The 14838-nt window shown below is 60.9% G+C and carries 14 protein-coding genes; 6 read left to right on the forward strand and 8 right to left on the reverse strand.

Annotated elements, in window-relative coordinates; translation table 11 throughout:
- Positions 1-45 precede the first annotated feature (45 nt).
- From zwf to pgi, 5 genes are all read left to right on the forward strand, one after another.
- Positions 46-1524: a glucose-6-phosphate dehydrogenase gene (zwf, locus tag DLM_RS20825; protein ID WP_089082974.1), complete on the forward strand. Its 1479-nt coding sequence runs from the start codon at positions 46-48 to the stop codon at positions 1522-1524.
- A 132-nt stretch (positions 1525-1656) separates the two neighbouring features.
- The gene (gene pgl, locus DLM_RS20830; protein ID WP_089082973.1) at positions 1657-2334 is read left to right on the forward strand and encodes a 6-phosphogluconolactonase; all 678 of its coding nucleotides are present in this window, start codon (positions 1657-1659) and stop codon (positions 2332-2334) included.
- Entirely contained in the window at positions 2315-3292 is a 978-nt protein-coding gene (locus DLM_RS20835) for a glucokinase (protein WP_089082972.1), read from the forward strand. Before pgl ends, DLM_RS20835 begins: the two co-directional genes overlap by 20 nt.
- A gap of 3 nt (positions 3293-3295) precedes the next feature.
- Positions 3296-4147 carry a transcriptional regulator HexR gene (gene hexR, locus DLM_RS20840; protein ID WP_045846531.1) on the forward strand — a complete coding sequence of 284 codons (852 nt, stop codon included), beginning with the start codon at positions 3296-3298 and terminating at the stop codon, positions 4145-4147.
- Positions 4148-4152: 5 nt separating this feature from the next.
- Positions 4153-5802: a glucose-6-phosphate isomerase gene (gene pgi / locus DLM_RS20845; protein WP_089082971.1), complete on the forward strand. Its 1650-nt coding sequence runs from the start codon at positions 4153-4155 to the stop codon at positions 5800-5802.
- Between the two features lie 232 nt (positions 5803-6034).
- Here the strand turns inward: pgi and DLM_RS20850 are convergent, their stop codons facing one another.
- The 3 genes from DLM_RS20850 to DLM_RS20860 all read right to left on the reverse strand — a co-directional run bounded on the left by DLM_RS20850 (position 6035) and on the right by DLM_RS20860 (position 7948).
- On the reverse strand, positions 6035-6784 hold the full coding sequence (locus DLM_RS20850) for an outer membrane protein OmpK (RefSeq protein ID WP_089082970.1): 750 nt from the start codon (positions 6782-6784) through the stop codon (positions 6035-6037).
- Positions 6785-6962: 178 nt separating this feature from the next.
- The gene (locus tag DLM_RS20855) at positions 6963-7298 is read right to left on the reverse strand and encodes an MGMT family protein (RefSeq protein ID WP_089082969.1); all 336 of its coding nucleotides are present in this window, start codon (positions 7296-7298) and stop codon (positions 6963-6965) included.
- Complete coding sequence (locus DLM_RS20860) at positions 7298-7948, reverse strand: MBL fold metallo-hydrolase (RefSeq protein ID WP_089083043.1); 651 nt, start codon at positions 7946-7948, stop codon at positions 7298-7300. The genes DLM_RS20855 and DLM_RS20860 overlap by 1 nt, the downstream gene beginning before the upstream one ends.
- 123 nt (positions 7949-8071) lie before the next feature.
- Between DLM_RS20860 and DLM_RS20865 the strand changes: the two genes are divergently transcribed.
- Positions 8072-8893, forward strand: a complete 822-nt coding sequence (locus DLM_RS20865; RefSeq protein WP_089082968.1) for a class I SAM-dependent methyltransferase — start codon at positions 8072-8074, stop codon at positions 8891-8893.
- Here DLM_RS20865 and DLM_RS20870 read toward each other — a convergent pair.
- The 5 genes from DLM_RS20870 to DLM_RS20890 form a co-directional block, all read right to left on the reverse strand.
- Positions 8887-9213: a GIY-YIG nuclease family protein gene (locus DLM_RS20870; RefSeq protein WP_089082967.1), complete on the reverse strand. Its 327-nt coding sequence runs from the start codon at positions 9211-9213 to the stop codon at positions 8887-8889. The genes DLM_RS20865 and DLM_RS20870 overlap by 7 nt on opposite strands.
- A complete protein-coding gene (locus tag DLM_RS20875) occupies positions 9200-10786 on the reverse strand; it encodes a TerC family protein (protein ID WP_089082966.1) in 1587 nt (528 codons plus the stop codon). Before DLM_RS20875 ends, DLM_RS20870 begins: the two co-directional genes overlap by 14 nt.
- A 119-nt stretch (positions 10787-10905) precedes the next feature.
- Positions 10906-12048 (reverse strand): c-type cytochrome biogenesis protein CcsB, encoded by a 1143-nt coding sequence (gene ccsB / locus DLM_RS20880; RefSeq protein ID WP_089082965.1) that lies wholly within the window; start codon positions 12046-12048, stop codon positions 10906-10908.
- Entirely contained in the window at positions 12048-14072 is a 2025-nt protein-coding gene (locus DLM_RS20885; RefSeq protein WP_089083042.1) for a cytochrome c biogenesis protein ResB, read from the reverse strand. Before DLM_RS20885 ends, ccsB begins: the two co-directional genes overlap by 1 nt.
- A 73-nt stretch (positions 14073-14145) precedes the next feature.
- The gene (locus DLM_RS20890) at positions 14146-14757 is read right to left on the reverse strand and encodes a c-type cytochrome (RefSeq protein ID WP_089082964.1); all 612 of its coding nucleotides are present in this window, start codon (positions 14755-14757) and stop codon (positions 14146-14148) included.
- Between the last annotated feature and the right edge of the window lie 81 nt (positions 14758-14838).

Below are 14838 nucleotides of genomic sequence, written 5' to 3' on the forward strand. Positions count from 1 at the left end.
GTGGTAATATAACTACATTGCAAATGCACAAGACGGAAGATCACTATGGATAACCGTAGCACGCCTACCCCGGCTTTCGATATGGTGCTGTTCGGTGGCACCGGCGACCTGGTAATGCGCAAGCTGTTGCCTTCCCTGTATCAGGCCCATGCCGCCAGCCTGCTCAACCAGCAAGGCCGCCTGTTGGCGCTGGGTCGCAAGGCAATGAACCGTGATGATTACCTGGCGCTGGTGGAAAAAAGTGCCCGTCAGCATATTAAGGAACATTTCGATGCCGCGGCCTGGGAGTCTTTCTGCCGCCGCATCGACTATCTGCAGGTGGACGCCGGTGAGTCCGCCCATTATCCGGCACTGGCCGAAGCGGTGGGCCAGCATCCGGAACGGGTGGTGGTCTGTTATCTGGCCACGGCACCCAATCTGTTTGCCGGTATTTGTGAAAACCTGGCCGCCGTGGGACTTAACCGCCCCAATGTGCGGGTAGTACTGGAAAAACCGCTGGGCATCGATCTGGACTCGTCCAACGAAATCAACGATGCGGTGGCGCACTTCTTCAAGGAAGAACAGCTCTATCGGATCGACCACTATCTGGGCAAGGAATCGGTACAGAACCTGATGGCCATCCGCTTTGCCAACGCGCTGTTCGAGCCGCTGTGGCGTCGCGAGTGGATTCACGATGTACAGATCACCATTTCCGAAGACCTGGGTGTCGGCACCCGTGGGGACTTCTACGATGGCACCGGCGCGCTGCGCGACATGGTGCAGAACCACCTGCTGCAACTGCTGTGTATCGTCGCCATGGAGCCGCCGGCCAATATGGAAGCCGACGCGGTGCGGGACGAAAAACTCAAGGTGCTGAAGGCACTGCGCCCGTTCAGCGAACAGGATGTGGCCAACAAGACCGTGCGCGGCCAGTACAAGGCCGGTGCGGTGGCCGGTCAGCCGGTGGTGGGTTACTTGCAAGAGCAAGGCATTCCGGCCGACAGCCAGACCGAAACCTTTGTCGCCCTCAAGGCGGAAATCGACAACTGGCGCTGGGCCGGTGTGCCTTTCTTCCTGCGTACCGGCAAGCGCATGCAGGAGCGGCTGGCGGAAATCGTCATCAATTTCCGCGACGTGCCGCACCAGTTGTTCTCCGGCCCCTTGAGCGGCAGTCATACCGCCAACCGCCTGGTGATCCAGCTGCAGCCGGAAGAAAGCATCCGCCTGTACTTCCTGGCCAAGGAACCGGGCGACACCATGCGCCTGCAACCGGCCTATCTGGACCTGGACTTCTACAAGGCCTTCAAAGTGCGCCGTGCCGATGCCTACGAGCGCCTGCTGCTGGATGTGATCCGCGGCAAGCTGGCGCTGTTCATGCGCCGTGACGAGCTGGTGGAAGCCTGGCGCTGGGTGATGCCCATCATGGAATGCTGGCAGAACAGCAGCAACACCCCGCCCAAGCAATATACCGCAGGCACCTGGGGCCCGGCGGCTTCCAGCGCCCTGCTCAGCCGCGACGGCATCAGCTGGCACGAAGAAAGCTGATCGACCTGACCCGTCCGGGCCGCCGCACTGGCCTGCCCGGACAGGACAATTCATAACAAGCCGGCCAGCAAGAGCGGCAATCACCCGGTGTCATGGATATCAGGGGCCGGGTGCAAGGTGAGGATGACATGCATGCAATGGTTTGAATTTCCCGATGCACCGGCCAGCGCCGCCGCCCTGGCCGCTACCGTGGCACAACGCTTGTCGGCCGCTCTGGCGCGCGATGGCCGCGCCGTGCTGGCAGTATCCGGTGGCAAATCGCCGGTTCCCTTCTTTCACGCCCTGCGCAGCCAGCCGCTGGACTGGTCGCGCGTGCTGATTACCCTGGTGGACGAACGCTTCGTCCCGCCGGATCACCCGGACAGCAATGCCGCGCTGGTGCGCGAGCATCTGCTACAGGATGCCGCCGCAGCCGCCCGTTTCCTGCCGCTGGTGGGCGATGCCCGTGATGACGTCACCGAACTGGCCGCCGCCAATGCCGCTTACCAACAACCGACTGTCGCCGTATTGGGCATGGGTGAGGACGGCCATACCGCTTCGCTGTTTCCCGGTGCTGACGCGCTCGCTGACGGGCTGGACATGGCCCGCAGCCTGCCCTTGCTTGCCGTCCAGCCGCTCACCGCGCCGCACCTGCGCTTCAGCATGAGCAAGGCCGCCTTGCTCGCCTGCGACAGCCTCATCCTGTCCATTCAGGGAGCGGGCAAGCGCCAGGTGTTCGATCAGGCTGCGCAAGGTATCAATGACAGCCTGCCCATCAGCCATTTCCTGTTGCAGACGGAGTGCCCGCTTGATGTCTACTGGACTGCCTAATACCTGGCCAAGACTGCTGGCCGACATCGGCGGCACCAATGCCCGTTTTGCCCTGGAAACCGCCCCCGGCGTGCTGGAGGACATCCAGGTGCTGCCCTGTGCCAGCCACCCCACGCTGGAAGCGGCCATGCGCAGCTATCTGGCCGAGGTGGGCAGCCGTGCGGTGGCGCATGCCGCCATCGGCATTGCCAACCCGGTGACGGGTGACTGGGTGCAGATGACCAATCACCACTGGGCGTTTTCCATCGAAGCCACCCGTCAGGCACTGGGGCTGACTTCGCTGATCGTCATCAATGATTTCACCGCGCTGGCGCTGTCGCTGCCCCACCTGCCACGCAAGGAACTGGTGCAGGTCGGCGGCGGGGACGCCATCAGTGGCAGCCCGCTGGCGCTGATCGGTCCGGGCACCGGCCTGGGCGTATCGGCCCTGATTCCGTCGCCGGGCGGCTATATGCCGCTGGCCGGAGAGGGCGGCCACGTCAGCTTTGCCCCGTTTGACGAACGCGAGGCTGCCATCTGGCGCTACGCGCGCGATCGCCACGGCCATGTATCGGCCGAGCGCCTGCTGTCCGGCCCCGGTCTGGTGCTGATTTACCATGCGCTGGCGGCACTGGCCGGTGAAGCGGAGCAAGACCTGTCCGCTGCCGACATCACCGCCCGCGGCCTGTCGGGCGACTGTCCGCGCTGCCGCGAAACGCTGGACGCCTTCTGCGCCATGCTGGGTACGGCAGCGGCCAATCTGGCGCTGACGCTCGGCGCCCGTGGCGGGGTATACCTTGGCGGTGGTATCGTTCCACGTTTGATCGACTACTTCAAAACGTCGCCATTTCGCCCACGCTTCGAGGACAAGGGCCGTTTTTCCGCTTATCTGGCGGGAATCCCGGTGTTTGTCATCAACAGCCGTTACCCTGCGCTGATCGGCGCGTCGGCAGCGCTGGCGGCGCACCTGGAGCACTGACCCATGCTGGAAAGAATCAAGTCTCAGCTAGAAGCCCTGTCTTCGGCCGAACGCAAGGTGGCCGAACTGGTGCTGGAGCAGCCCTACACCATGATGCAGGCCGCAGTGGCGGATATCGCGCGCAATGCCGGCGTCAGCCAGCCCACGGTGATTCGCTTCTGCCGCTCCATGGGCTGCTCGGGCCTGCCCGATTTCAAGCTGAAACTGGCCGGCAGCCTGGTCACCGGCGTGCCTTATGTACACTCCAGCGTCCGCCCGGAAGACCCCACCTCGGAAATCGTGGCCAAGGTGTTCGACAACACCGTCACCGCCCTGCTCAAAAGCCGTAACGATGTCAATCCGCAGGCCATCGAAGCGGCCATCGAGGCCATTTCCCGTGCGCGGCGGGTGGAGTTTTACGGTCTGGGCAACTCCGGCATCACCGCCGCCGATGCCCAGCACAAGTTCTTCCGCTTCGGCATTTCCACCGTGGCCTATGCCGATACCCACATCCAGATGATGGCGGCTTCGGTACTGGGGCCGGACGATGTGCTGGTGGCCATTTCCAGCTCCGGCCGCTCGCGTGAGCTGCTGGACGCGGTGGAAGAGGCCACCGCTTCCGGTGCCACCGTGGTGGCCATTACGGCCAGTGGCTCGCCGCTGGCCCGTGCCGCTACCATCGCGCTGATGGCGGACACCCAGGAAGACAATGAAACCTACAGCCCGATGATTTCCCGCATCATCCACCTGGTGCTCATCGACGTGCTGGCCGTGGGCGTGGCCTTGCGCCGCGGCCCCGGTGTGATCGGACAACTAGAAAAAACCAAGCACAGTCTCAAAGCAAAGAGACTGGCCGAACGGACAGAAGAGGATTAATCATCATGAGCGAACTGACCCAGCACCCCGCCTGGCAAACCCTGTGGGACCACTTTGCCGAGGCCAAGCAGCTGCACATGCGCGAGCTGTTCCAGAGCGACCCGGAGCGGGCCGAGCGTTATGGCCTGGAAGTGGGGGGCCTGTTCCTCGATTACTCCAAGAACCGCATTACCGACGAAACCCTGCAGGGCCTGATGCAACTGGCGCGCGAAGCCGGGCTGCCGGAACGCATCAAGGCCATGTTCAAGGGGGAAAAGATCAACAGCACGGAAAACCGCGCCGTGTTGCACGTTGCCCTGCGCAACCGCACCAATTCGCCCATTTTCGTTGATGGTGAAGACGTGATGCCCAAGGTGAACTCGGTGCTGGAACGCATGGGCAAGTTTGCCCACGCCGTGCGCTCCGGCGAGTGGCTGGGTTATACCAACCAGCCCATCACCGACATCGTCAACATCGGCATTGGCGGCTCGGACCTGGGCCCGCTGATGGTATGCAGTGCGCTGCGTCCGTTTGGTCACCCGCGCATGAACATGCACTTTGTCTCCAATGTGGATGGTGCCCAGCTGAAGGAAACCCTGAAGAAGGTGCATTCGGAAACCACCCTGTTCGTGGTGGAATCCAAAACCTTCACCACCCAGGAAACCCTGACCAATGCGCTGACCGCGCGTGACTGGTTCCTGCAGCGTGCGCGGGACGAAAAAGCGGTGGCCAAGCACTTTGTCGCCGTATCCACCAACCAGAAAGCCGTGGCGGATTTCGGCATCGACCCGTCCAACATGTTCGAATTCTGGGACTGGGTGGGTGGCCGCTACAGCCTGTGGTCGGCCATCGGCCTGCCCATCATGCTGTATCTGGGCGAGGAAAACTTTACCGAGCTGCTGAACGGTGCGCACATCATGGACCAGCATTTCCGCAATGCACCGTTCGAGCAGAACATGCCGGTGCTGCTGGCCATGATAGGCATCTGGTACATCAACTACTTTGGTGGTGGCAGCCACGTGATTGCGCCGTACGACCAGTACCTGCATCGCTTGCCGGCCTTTATCCAGCAGCTGGACATGGAGTCCAACGGCAAGCAAACCCAGCTCAACGGCAATCCGGTCAATTTCGAAACCGCCCCCATCATCTGGGGTGAAACCGGCATCAACGGCCAGCATGCCTTCTTCCAGCTCCTGCACCAGGGCACGCATATTTCGCCGATCGACCTGATCGCCTCGCTGGAAAGCCGTGGCAGCCTGCCCGGTCACCATGAAATCCTGCTGGCCAACGTGTTTGCCCAGGCCGAGGCCTTCATGCGCGGCAAGACCGCCGACGAAGTACGGGAAGAACTGGCCGCGCAAGGCATGAAGGGCGATGCACTGGAAGCACTGGTGCCGCACAAGGTGTTTGCCGGCAACCGTCCCACCAATACCTTGCTGATGAGCTTCCTCGACCCGCGCAACCTGGGTTCGCTGATTGCGCTGTACGAGCACAAGATCTTTGTGCAAGGCGTGATCTGGGGCATCAACAGCTTCGACCAGTGGGGGGTGGAGCTGGGCAAGCAACTGGCCAAAACCATCCACGGCGAGCTGACCGGCAAGCTGAAATCGGCCGAGCACGACAGCTCCACCCGCCGCCTGATCCAGCTGTACCGTCAGGCCAACAAGAGCAAGTAAGCCCGATTTACATCAAATCCCTCTCTCGCTTTCCGGAAGGAAAGCGAGGCTCCCTTTCAGGGAAAGGGCGGGGGGATAGGGAATAGACGGGAAGGCTGTGGACGCAATAACTTAATCGAAAGGCCCGGCTTTGCCGGGCCCTGTGCCATCGCACCAAATTACATACTCAGCAGCCTGGCGCCTCCATCAGGAGGCGTTTTGCATTACGGCTACAACAGTGATCGGCGCTGGATCAGAAATTGTACTTGGCGCTGTAGATCACCGCGTTCTGGTACTCGGACGAGCCCAGCTTCTGGTCGGCATAGCGGTATTGCACGCCGGTGGTGAAGCGCTTGTTCACATTCCACCACAGGGCGATGGCACCGTTTTCGCCGGTGTTGTGCTTGTAGTTGGCCACGAATTCGTGCTTGCGGGCGAATTCGGTTTCATGCCACTGGGTCACCAGGAAGGACTGACCAAAGGCGCTGAACGGGTAGAGCAGCACATAGCCCGCCATCCAGCCGTTGTAGCCGGAACCGATGCCGAAGGAGTCCAGCTCGTTGTGTGCGCCAATGAAGGGCTTGATGGTGAGGTTGCCGTACTTCAGTTCGGTGCTCAGGCCCAGCACGCGGTTCTGGCTGAAGAAGTTGTTGCCACGGGTGTCGTAAACGTGTGCGTACAGCTGTACCGGTACGTTGCCGACCTGGGTCAGGTTGAAGCGGCCAATGGCCTTGGTGGTGTAGCGGCGGTCATAACCGTTGGTGCCTTGGTCGCTCTTGCCTGGGTTTTCCAGGTCGAAGAAGCCGTAGACATCACCCCAGTTGCCACCCATGCCGCCTTCGGCTTCCAGGTAGCCAAAGTCTTTCTTGCCGCTTTGTTCGGTGGTGCGGGACGACCAGTCGAGGTAGTTGGCACTGACATTGGCAAAAGACCAGTTGTCGGCATGCGCCAGGGTGGAGCCGCTGATCAGAGACAGGGCCAGCAGCAGTTTGCGAGCTTTCATTTTTTCCGCCTAAGTGAACTTTTTTTATGTAAAACCCGCAGGGCAGGCCATACGGGGGCGCGCAGGGTAGCGCACTATGCTCCACATTGAAAAGTTTCAGCTCAAGCCACGTAACATTTCAGCAACAGTATGAAAACGGCGTACTGTTGTGTTGGACAATATGCGGCAACGGCATTGATCAGCGGGCTTTGGCGCGCAAGTAGGCGTGATCCGGCCAGCCATAGCGAAACAGGCTGATCGCGCTGCTGGCAGAAAATTCGACGCCCTCTTGTTCCAGCAACACGCGCTGCCAGTCGGCCTGTTCGCTGCCGGGGCGGGACAGTTTGCCGGCACTGTTCACCACCCGGTGCCAGGGCAGGTCGTGGCCATCCGGCAGGCTGCCCAGCAATTTGCCGACATGACGGGCGTGGCGTGGGAAACCGGCCGCTGCGGCCAGCACGCCATAGCTGCTGACCCGGCCGGGCGGGATCTGCCGCACCAGCGCCAGCACCGCCAGTTCAAAGGCGGGCGACATCAGCGGAAGCGGGCGTCCGCCACGAAGGGGTTGTGGCGCTTTTCATCGCCAATGGTGGTGAGCGGGCCGTGGCCGGGAATCACCACGGTGTCGTCCGGCAACAGGAACAGCTTTTGCTGGATGGCATCAATCAGTTGCTGGTGATTGCCCATCGGGAAGTCGGTCCGGCCGATGGAGCCCTGGAACAGCACGTCACCGGCCACCAGCACGCTGGCGGCAGCGCTGTAGAACACCACATGGCCGGGGGTATGGCCGGGGCAGTGGATCACCTGCAGCGTCTCCTGGCCGATGCTGACGCTGTCGCCTTCGTTCAGCCAGCGCTCCGGGGTGAGGGCGGGGCTGGAGGGAAAGCCGAACATGCGGCCTTGATTGGGCAGCTGGTCCAGCCAGAAGCTTTCGCTCTGTTCCGGGCCTTCAATCTGCACGCCCAGCTGGGCGGCCAGTTCACCGGCACCGCCGGCGTGGTCGATATGGCCGTGAGTCAGCAGCAGCTTGGTGACGGTGAGGCCTTGTTGCGCGACCCAGGCATGGATGCGGTCGATATCGCCACCGGCATCGACGATGGCGGCTTCGCGCGTGACATCGCACCACAGCACGCTGCAGTTCTGGGCAAAGGGGGTAACCGGAATCAGGTGATACTGCAGGGACATGGCGGTGCTCGGTGCAATTGGGATGGCAAATTGTGGCATGGCAGGCCGCTGCGGCCAAGCTTGTCGGGGCGGGGCGGCTGAAACTGGTAAAATCGCGCCATTCCCGCTTTACCGGAGGCCATGATGAGCCTGATTCCCGAAATCAAACCGCAGCAGTCGCTGGAGTTGCTCAAAGAACTGCATATCCTTACCCGCGACGGCAAGATCAACCAGGACACCCGCCGCAAGCTCAAGCAGGTGTATCACCTCTACCAGTTCATCGAGCCCTTGATGCAGGATGTGCTGCACAGCAAGGGGGACGTTACGCTGGCCGACCACGGCGCGGGCAAGTCCTACCTGGGCTTCATCCTGTACGACCTGTTTCTCAAGGACAAGGAGGCCGGTCGGGTATTCGGTATTGAAACCCGGCCCGAGCTGGTCAGCCGCTCGGAAGAGCTGGCCGCACGGCTGGGCTTTGACCGCATGGGTTTTCTCAACCTGACGGTGGAGCAGTCCATCACCTCCGAGCAGTTGCCGGCCCAGGTGGACATCATCACTGCGCTGCACGCCTGCAACACCGCCACCGACGACGCCATCCGCTTTGCACTGGCCAAGGACGCCAAATACATCGTGCTGGTGCCCTGCTGCCAGGCCGAAGTGGCCGCCGTGCTGCGCCAGAAGAAGAACGAGACCTTTGGCAAGACGCCGCTATCCGAGCTGTGGCGTCACCCCATCCACACCCGCGAGTTCGGCAGCCAGCTGACCAATGTGCTGCGTTGCCTGCAACTGGAAGCCCGCGGTTACCAGCTGACGGTGACCGAGCTGGTGGGCTGGGAGCATTCGATGAAGAACGAGCTGATCATTGCCAAGAAAACCGGCAAGGGCAAACAGAGTGCGCGTGAGCGGCAGGAGGCCATTTTGCGTGAGCTGAACCTGGAAGATTTGCGCGAACGCTTTGTTTACTGAGCCGGCTCTGGCGGGGCGGTACGCGCCGCCAGCCAGTCGCCCAGATCGCCGCCTGCCACCAATTGGCGCTTGGCGGCGGCCGACAGGCGCTTGAAGGCGTATTCGGCTTTCAGCGCCTGCGACTTGTCGGCAAAGGGGTGAACCAGCGCAATGCGCTGCGGCGGGTTGATGCGGGTATAGCGCGCTCCCTTACCCGCCAGATGCGCGGCATAGCGCCGCGCCACATCATTGCTGATGCCGGTGTACAGCGCACCGTCACGGCACTCCAGCACATACAGATGCCACTGGCCGGCGGCGCTGGCGGTGTCAGCCTTGCTCATCGTCCAGCTTGGGCAGCGGGCGGATGCTCACCCGCTCGGTACGATTGCCTTTTTGCTCGGTGACTACGATTTCCCAGCCGGCTTCGCGGATGCTGTCGCCCTGGCGCGGAATGCGCTCCAGCCGGTGCATCAACAGGCCGGCCACGGTGTGGAAGTCCTCTTCCTCGTAGTTGCCCAGCTCGATGTATTGCTCCAGCGTCACCAGTTCGGTGCTGCCTTCCACATCCAGACTGCCATCCTCGCCTTGTACCAGCGCCGGTTGTTCATTGCGCTCATGTTCTTCCGGGAAGTCGCCGGCAATGGCTTCCATCAGGTCCTTCTGGGTGACGATGCCTTCCAGGCTGCCAAACTCGTTCACCACAAAAGCCATATCGGCGGCTTGCTGACGGAAGGCTTCCATCGCTTTCAGTACCGTCATGCCTTCCGGCAATACCAGCGGCTGGCGCAGCGCGGCCATCACGTCCAGCGTCTGGCCGTCCAGCAACTGGGCCAGCAAGTCCTTGCGCGCCACGATGCCCAGCGGCTCGTCGATACGCCCGGCACCCACCACCAGCAGGCGGGAGTAGGGGCTGTCACGCAGCACCTTGCGTTGCTGTTCGGCATCCTGGCTGATGTCCAGGCGGTGAATGTCGGAACGCGGCGTGGCAATCACCCGGATCGGCCGTTCGGCTAGCGTCAGCACGCTGTGTATCATCGCCCGCTCGTTGTGGGCAAAAGCTTCTTCCGCGTCCTCGTGCGGGCCTTCCTCGTGTTCCTGCTCGTGATGGCCGCCGTGTTGCAGCGGCGCATTGCCCAGCAGGCGCAGTACGGTGTCGGCGGTACGGGAGCGGAAGCTGTTGCGGCTATTGAGGAAGCGCTGACGGTTGACGTTGGCAATCTGGTTGAAAACCTCGATCAGTACCGAGAAACCGATGGCGGCGTACAGATAGCCCTTGGGAATATGGAAACCGAAGCCGTCGGCAATCAGGCTAAAGCCGATCATCAGCAAAAAGCCCAGGCACAGCATCACCACGGTGGGGTGGGCGTTGACGAAGCGGGTGAGCGGCTTGCTGGCCATGATCATCATGCTCATGGCAATCACCACCGCCAGCATCATGATGCTCAAGTGCTCGGACATGCCAATGGCCGTCACCACCGAGTCGATGGAGAACACCGCATCGAGCACCAGAATTTGCACCACCACGGTGGCAAAGGCGGCATAAGCCTTCTGGCCATTGCCCTCGCTGTGTTCCACGCCTTCCAGCCGCTCGTGCAGCTCCATGGTGGCCTTGAACAGCAGGAACAGGCCGCCGCACAGCATGATGAGGTCGCGGCCGGAAAAGCTCTGGCCCAGTACGGAGAACAGCGGTTCGGTGAGTTTCACCAGCCAACTGATGCCCGCCAGCATGAACAGCCGCATGATCAGCGCCAGCGACAGGCCCAGCACACGGGCGCGGTCGCGCTGATGGGGTGGGAGTTTTTCGGCCAGAATGGCCACGAAAATCAGGTTGTCGACGCCGAGCACTACCTCCAGCACGATCAGGGTGAGGAGGCCGAGCAGGGCATAAGGGTCAGACAGCCAGGATAAATCCATGATGTAAAACGGGGTCCTTGAAAAGAAACAGTCAACACAATAACAAACCACGGCCATCTTGTCCGTGGTGCAGGCAAAGCAAAGCCCCGGCAGTGCTGCAGGCCGGGGCTGGAGGAGGGTTACAGGCCGCCGTAGGAATGCAGGCCGGTCAGATACATGTTTACGCCAAGGAAGGCAAAGGTAGTGACCAGCAAACCGATCACCGCCCACCAGGCCAGTGGCTTGCCGCGCCAGCCCTTCACCAGCCGGATATGCAGCCAGGCGGCGTAGTTCAGCCACACGATCAGCGCCCAGGTTTCTTTAGGGTCCCAGCTCCAGTAACCGCCCCAGGCATCGGCCGCCCACATCGCACCCAGAATGGTGGCGATGGTAAAGAACAGGAAGCCGATGGAAATGGCCTTGTACATCATTTCGTCCAGCACTTCGGCGCTGGGCAGGCGGTCTTTCAGTACGCCCTTGAGCACCAGCAGTTCGGCCACACCCAGCATGGCCGACATGGCAAACGCACCATAGCCGACAAAGTTTGCCGGAACATGAATCTTCATCCACCACGACTGCAAGGCCGGAATCAAGGGCTGAATTTCATGCGCCTGGCGGTCGAAGCTGTACCACAGGATGAAGCCAACGGCGGCGGAGATGACCAGCAGGACGAAGGCACCGGCCTGGCGGGTGGCAAAGCGGGCTTCGTAGTACAGGTACATCAGCGCGGTGATCAGGGTGAACAGGATGAAGACTTCGTACAGATTGGATACCGGAATGTGGCCAACATCGCTGCCGATCAGGTAGCTCTCGTACCAGCGCACAAACAAGCCGGCAGCGCCCATCACGGCGGCGGCCCAAGTCAGGCCGCTGCCCATGCGCGACAGCATGGCCGAGCGGGTAAGCAGCCCGGCCCAGTACACCAGGGTGGCCAGGAAGAACAGCGTACACATCCACATGATGGCGGATTGGCTGGACAGCAGGAACTTCAGCCAGAACGCCGTCTGGCCGCGTGCCAGCTCGCCGTGGTACAGGCTGATGCCCAGCAGTGCCACGCAGGCCGATAGTGGGAAGAACCAGCGCCAGGCTTTCCAGAACCAGCCCAGTGCCACCAGACCAATGGCCGAACCCGCCAGGATGGCTTGTTCGTAGCCATCCATGTACGGGTTGTACAAGCGCCAGGCTTGTACGGCCGCCACCAGTACCAGCAGGGCATACAGCCAGTCAGCCAGTTTCAGCCGCTTGTACAGCGGTTGTTCGACAAAGGATTGCGCCAGTTCCATCACTTACCTCGTACCAACTGTTGAATTGCCTCACTGTGGCGGCGGAAGTCCGCATCCAGATCACGGTTGTGACGGTTGGAACTCATGGCCACCCTGACGCTGCCGGGAGCGCAGCGTATCCACAGGCGGATTTCCCGGATATAGAACATCAGCACGATGCCGATCACCAGCATCAGCGAGCCAAGATACACCAGGTTCTTGCCTGGTGAGCGGGTCAATTGCAGGCCGGAAGCCTGTACCTGATCAAAGCCTTGCAGTTGCAGGAATACCGGGGCGTTGTAATCATGCAGCGCACTGATGCCCACCAGGCTGTCCAGCAGGAAGCGGTAACGCTTGCCATCCATGGCCACTGGCTTGATGCCGGCCTTGGCATCGGCCACATCCATCACATCCACTACTGCGCCTTGCAGGATTTTGACGTAAGTTTGGGCCACTGCCTGGCGCTTGTCCTGTGGCACTTTCTCATCCAGGAACTGCTCCAGCGCCACAAAACCACCTTGGGCAAAGCGGCCCAGAATCCACTTCACGCTATTGGCAAACTGCTGCTGCATGGCCGGGCTGATGGCCGAGCCCTGCATGGCCTTGGCGGTGGTGCGCTTGGCAATTTCATCATAGAGGGCGGGATTCATGAAGGCGGCACGCAGGCGCATGAAGCTGTCCAGCGACATGCTGTCGTCCAGCGGCAGGCGCAGGTACTGGAAGGGTTCCGATACCTTGTTGCGTACGCCGGCCACCAGATAGCTGACACCATCTTGCTGGATCGGGGCCATGTAATGATGGAACTCCACCGCCTGGCCCTGCTTGTCTCGCAGCTTAAAGGTAACCGACGGGCCGATGTTCTTCAGTTGCTTCTCATGCTTTACCTCGCGGGCATCCTGCATGCGTTCGGACAGGGTCTTGTCGCTGGCATCGGTATTCTTGCCGCCCATGTTCTCGATATTGAACACACGCAGTTCGCCGAATTCCAGGCTGTAGTCCTTGCCATTGGCACGCAAGGGCTGTGCCGCCATCGACACGCCCTTGATGGCCACCGGTGCCATTTGTGGCGCATCCAGATTCCATGCCCTGAAGGTCAGGGGGGAGCCACCGTCGCCAAAACTGGCCTGGTAGATGGCTACGCCATCCACGATCAGCGGATGGTTTACCTTCACCTGCGCTTCAGTCACCTTGCCGGTGGCCTTGTCGGTGACGGCGATGTCGCTGGCAAACAGCTTGGGCATGCCATTGCTGTAGTAGTCGACATAGAACTTCTTCAGCGTCACGGTAAAGGGCAAGTCCTGCACCAGATAGCCATTGCCGGAGTTCAGGAAGATGACATCACCGCTCTTGCCTTCGGCAATGGTGACATTGCCGCGGAAAGACAGGTTGGAGGTGGACAAACGGCTTTGGGGAGGAATCTGGCTTTGTGGAATGTCGCGGGTTTCCGGCACCACGCTGCCCACCATTTCCGCCAGCTTCAGCGGCAGGTTGCCATCCATCAGCCCGCCTATACAGATGACGACCAGGGCGATGTGGGCAAAAAAGTAGCCCAGCTTGCTGGCTGCGCCTTTTTTGGCGGCCAGTACCAGGCTGCCGTCTGCGCGCTGGTGTTCACGCCAGCGCCAGCCCTGACCGCGCAGGTAGGCCCGCAGTTGCTCGGGGTCGCTGTTGTCTGCATCGATTTCCACGCTGTGCTTCATCGCCGCCAGCGAGTTGTCCGATGCCTTTTCGCGATAGGCTTTCATGTCCTTGATGAAGCCCGGTCCGTTGCGCACGATGCACAAGGTGGTGGACAGCACCAGGAAGGCCAGAATGGTCAGGAACCAGCCGGAGTGGTAGACATCGTACAGGCCTAGCTGTTCGAACACGGCAAACCAGTACTGGCCGAATTCGAAGGCATAGTTGGGGTAGGGCTCGTTTTGCTTCAGTACGGTACCGATGATCGAGGCGATGGCCAGAATGGTCAGCAGACCAATGGCAAAACGCATGGAACTGAACAGTTCGTACAGCTTGTAAACCGCGGTGTGGCGTGTGTTTTTAGTCATCTTGGTGCCGAACACAAAAAGGGAAGCCGGTTATGGCTTCCCTTTTGAACAAGGCTATCCGCAAAAGTTGCGATTAGCGCAGACCCGAAATGTATTCGGCCACAGCCTTCATTTCGGCATCAGTCATGCGGGAAGCTACATCGGACATGGTCACGTTCTTGCGATCGGTAGCCGCCTTGAAGTCAGCCAGTTGCTTGGCGATATAGGCAGCGTGCTGGCTGCCAACACGCGGGAACTGGTCCGGAATGCCATTACCGGCAGGACCGTGGCAAGCCATACAGGCAGGCAGGTGGCTGGCCGGGTTGCCAACGCGGTAGATCTTGGCGCCCAGCGGCATCAGTTCCTTGTTGGCCGCTTCGCGCGCCTTGGGTTTTTGCTGGCTGAAGTAGGAAGCGACATTGCGCATGTCAGCATCGGACAGCGCAGAGGCCATGCCCAGCATGATCGGATTCTTGCGCTCACCCTTCTTGAAGGCTTGCAGCTGGTTGTAGAGGTAAACCTCATGCTGGCCGGCCAAGGTCGGGTTTGCCGACGCTACGCTGTTGCCATCAGCACCGTGACAGGCGGCACATACCGTGTCAACGATCTGCTTGCCCTTTACCGGGTCTCCCTTGGCAATGCCTTCTGCCCATGCACTTCCAGCCAGGGTTGCCGCAGCTACAGCCAACAGCATCATCCGTTTCATGATCGCTCCTTGTGAGGAATTCTTAAATATCTGTAAAAGTGGCAATTTCAAACCTGTTATTCTATACCAACTGAAATCAAC

This window comes from Aquitalea magnusonii, from assembly GCF_002217795.2.
Classification (GTDB): Bacteria; Pseudomonadota; Gammaproteobacteria; order Burkholderiales; family Chromobacteriaceae; genus Aquitalea; species Aquitalea magnusonii_B.

Excerpts from the sequence above, each read along its gene's own strand:
- zwf (WP_089082974.1), top strand. The coding sequence starts at position 46 with ATGGATAACCGTAGCACGCCTACCCCGGCTTTCGATATGGTGCTGTTC.
- pgl (WP_089082973.1), top strand. The coding sequence starts at position 1,657 with ATGCAATGGTTTGAATTTCCCGATGCACCGGCCAGCGCCGCCGCCCTG.
- DLM_RS20835 (WP_089082972.1), top strand. The coding sequence starts at position 2,315 with ATGTCTACTGGACTGCCTAATACCTGGCCAAGACTGCTGGCCGACATC.
- hexR (WP_045846531.1), top strand. The coding sequence starts at position 3,296 with ATGCTGGAAAGAATCAAGTCTCAGCTAGAAGCCCTGTCTTCGGCCGAA.
- pgi (WP_089082971.1), top strand. The coding sequence starts at position 4,153 with ATGAGCGAACTGACCCAGCACCCCGCCTGGCAAACCCTGTGGGACCAC.
- DLM_RS20850 (WP_089082970.1), bottom strand. The coding sequence starts at position 6,784 with ATGAAAGCTCGCAAACTGCTGCTGGCCCTGTCTCTGATCAGCGGCTCC.
- DLM_RS20855 (WP_089082969.1), bottom strand. The coding sequence starts at position 7,298 with ATGTCGCCCGCCTTTGAACTGGCGGTGCTGGCGCTGGTGCGGCAGATC.
- DLM_RS20860 (WP_089083043.1), bottom strand. The coding sequence starts at position 7,948 with ATGTCCCTGCAGTATCACCTGATTCCGGTTACCCCCTTTGCCCAGAAC.
- DLM_RS20865 (WP_089082968.1), top strand. The coding sequence starts at position 8,072 with ATGAGCCTGATTCCCGAAATCAAACCGCAGCAGTCGCTGGAGTTGCTC.
- DLM_RS20870 (WP_089082967.1), bottom strand. The coding sequence starts at position 9,213 with ATGAGCAAGGCTGACACCGCCAGCGCCGCCGGCCAGTGGCATCTGTAT.
- DLM_RS20875 (WP_089082966.1), bottom strand. The coding sequence starts at position 10,786 with ATGGATTTATCCTGGCTGTCTGACCCTTATGCCCTGCTCGGCCTCCTC.
- ccsB (WP_089082965.1), bottom strand. The coding sequence starts at position 12,048 with ATGGAACTGGCGCAATCCTTTGTCGAACAACCGCTGTACAAGCGGCTG.
- DLM_RS20885 (WP_089083042.1), bottom strand. The coding sequence starts at position 14,072 with ATGACTAAAAACACACGCCACACCGCGGTTTACAAGCTGTACGAACTG.
- DLM_RS20890 (WP_089082964.1), bottom strand. The coding sequence starts at position 14,757 with ATGAAACGGATGATGCTGTTGGCTGTAGCTGCGGCAACCCTGGCTGGA.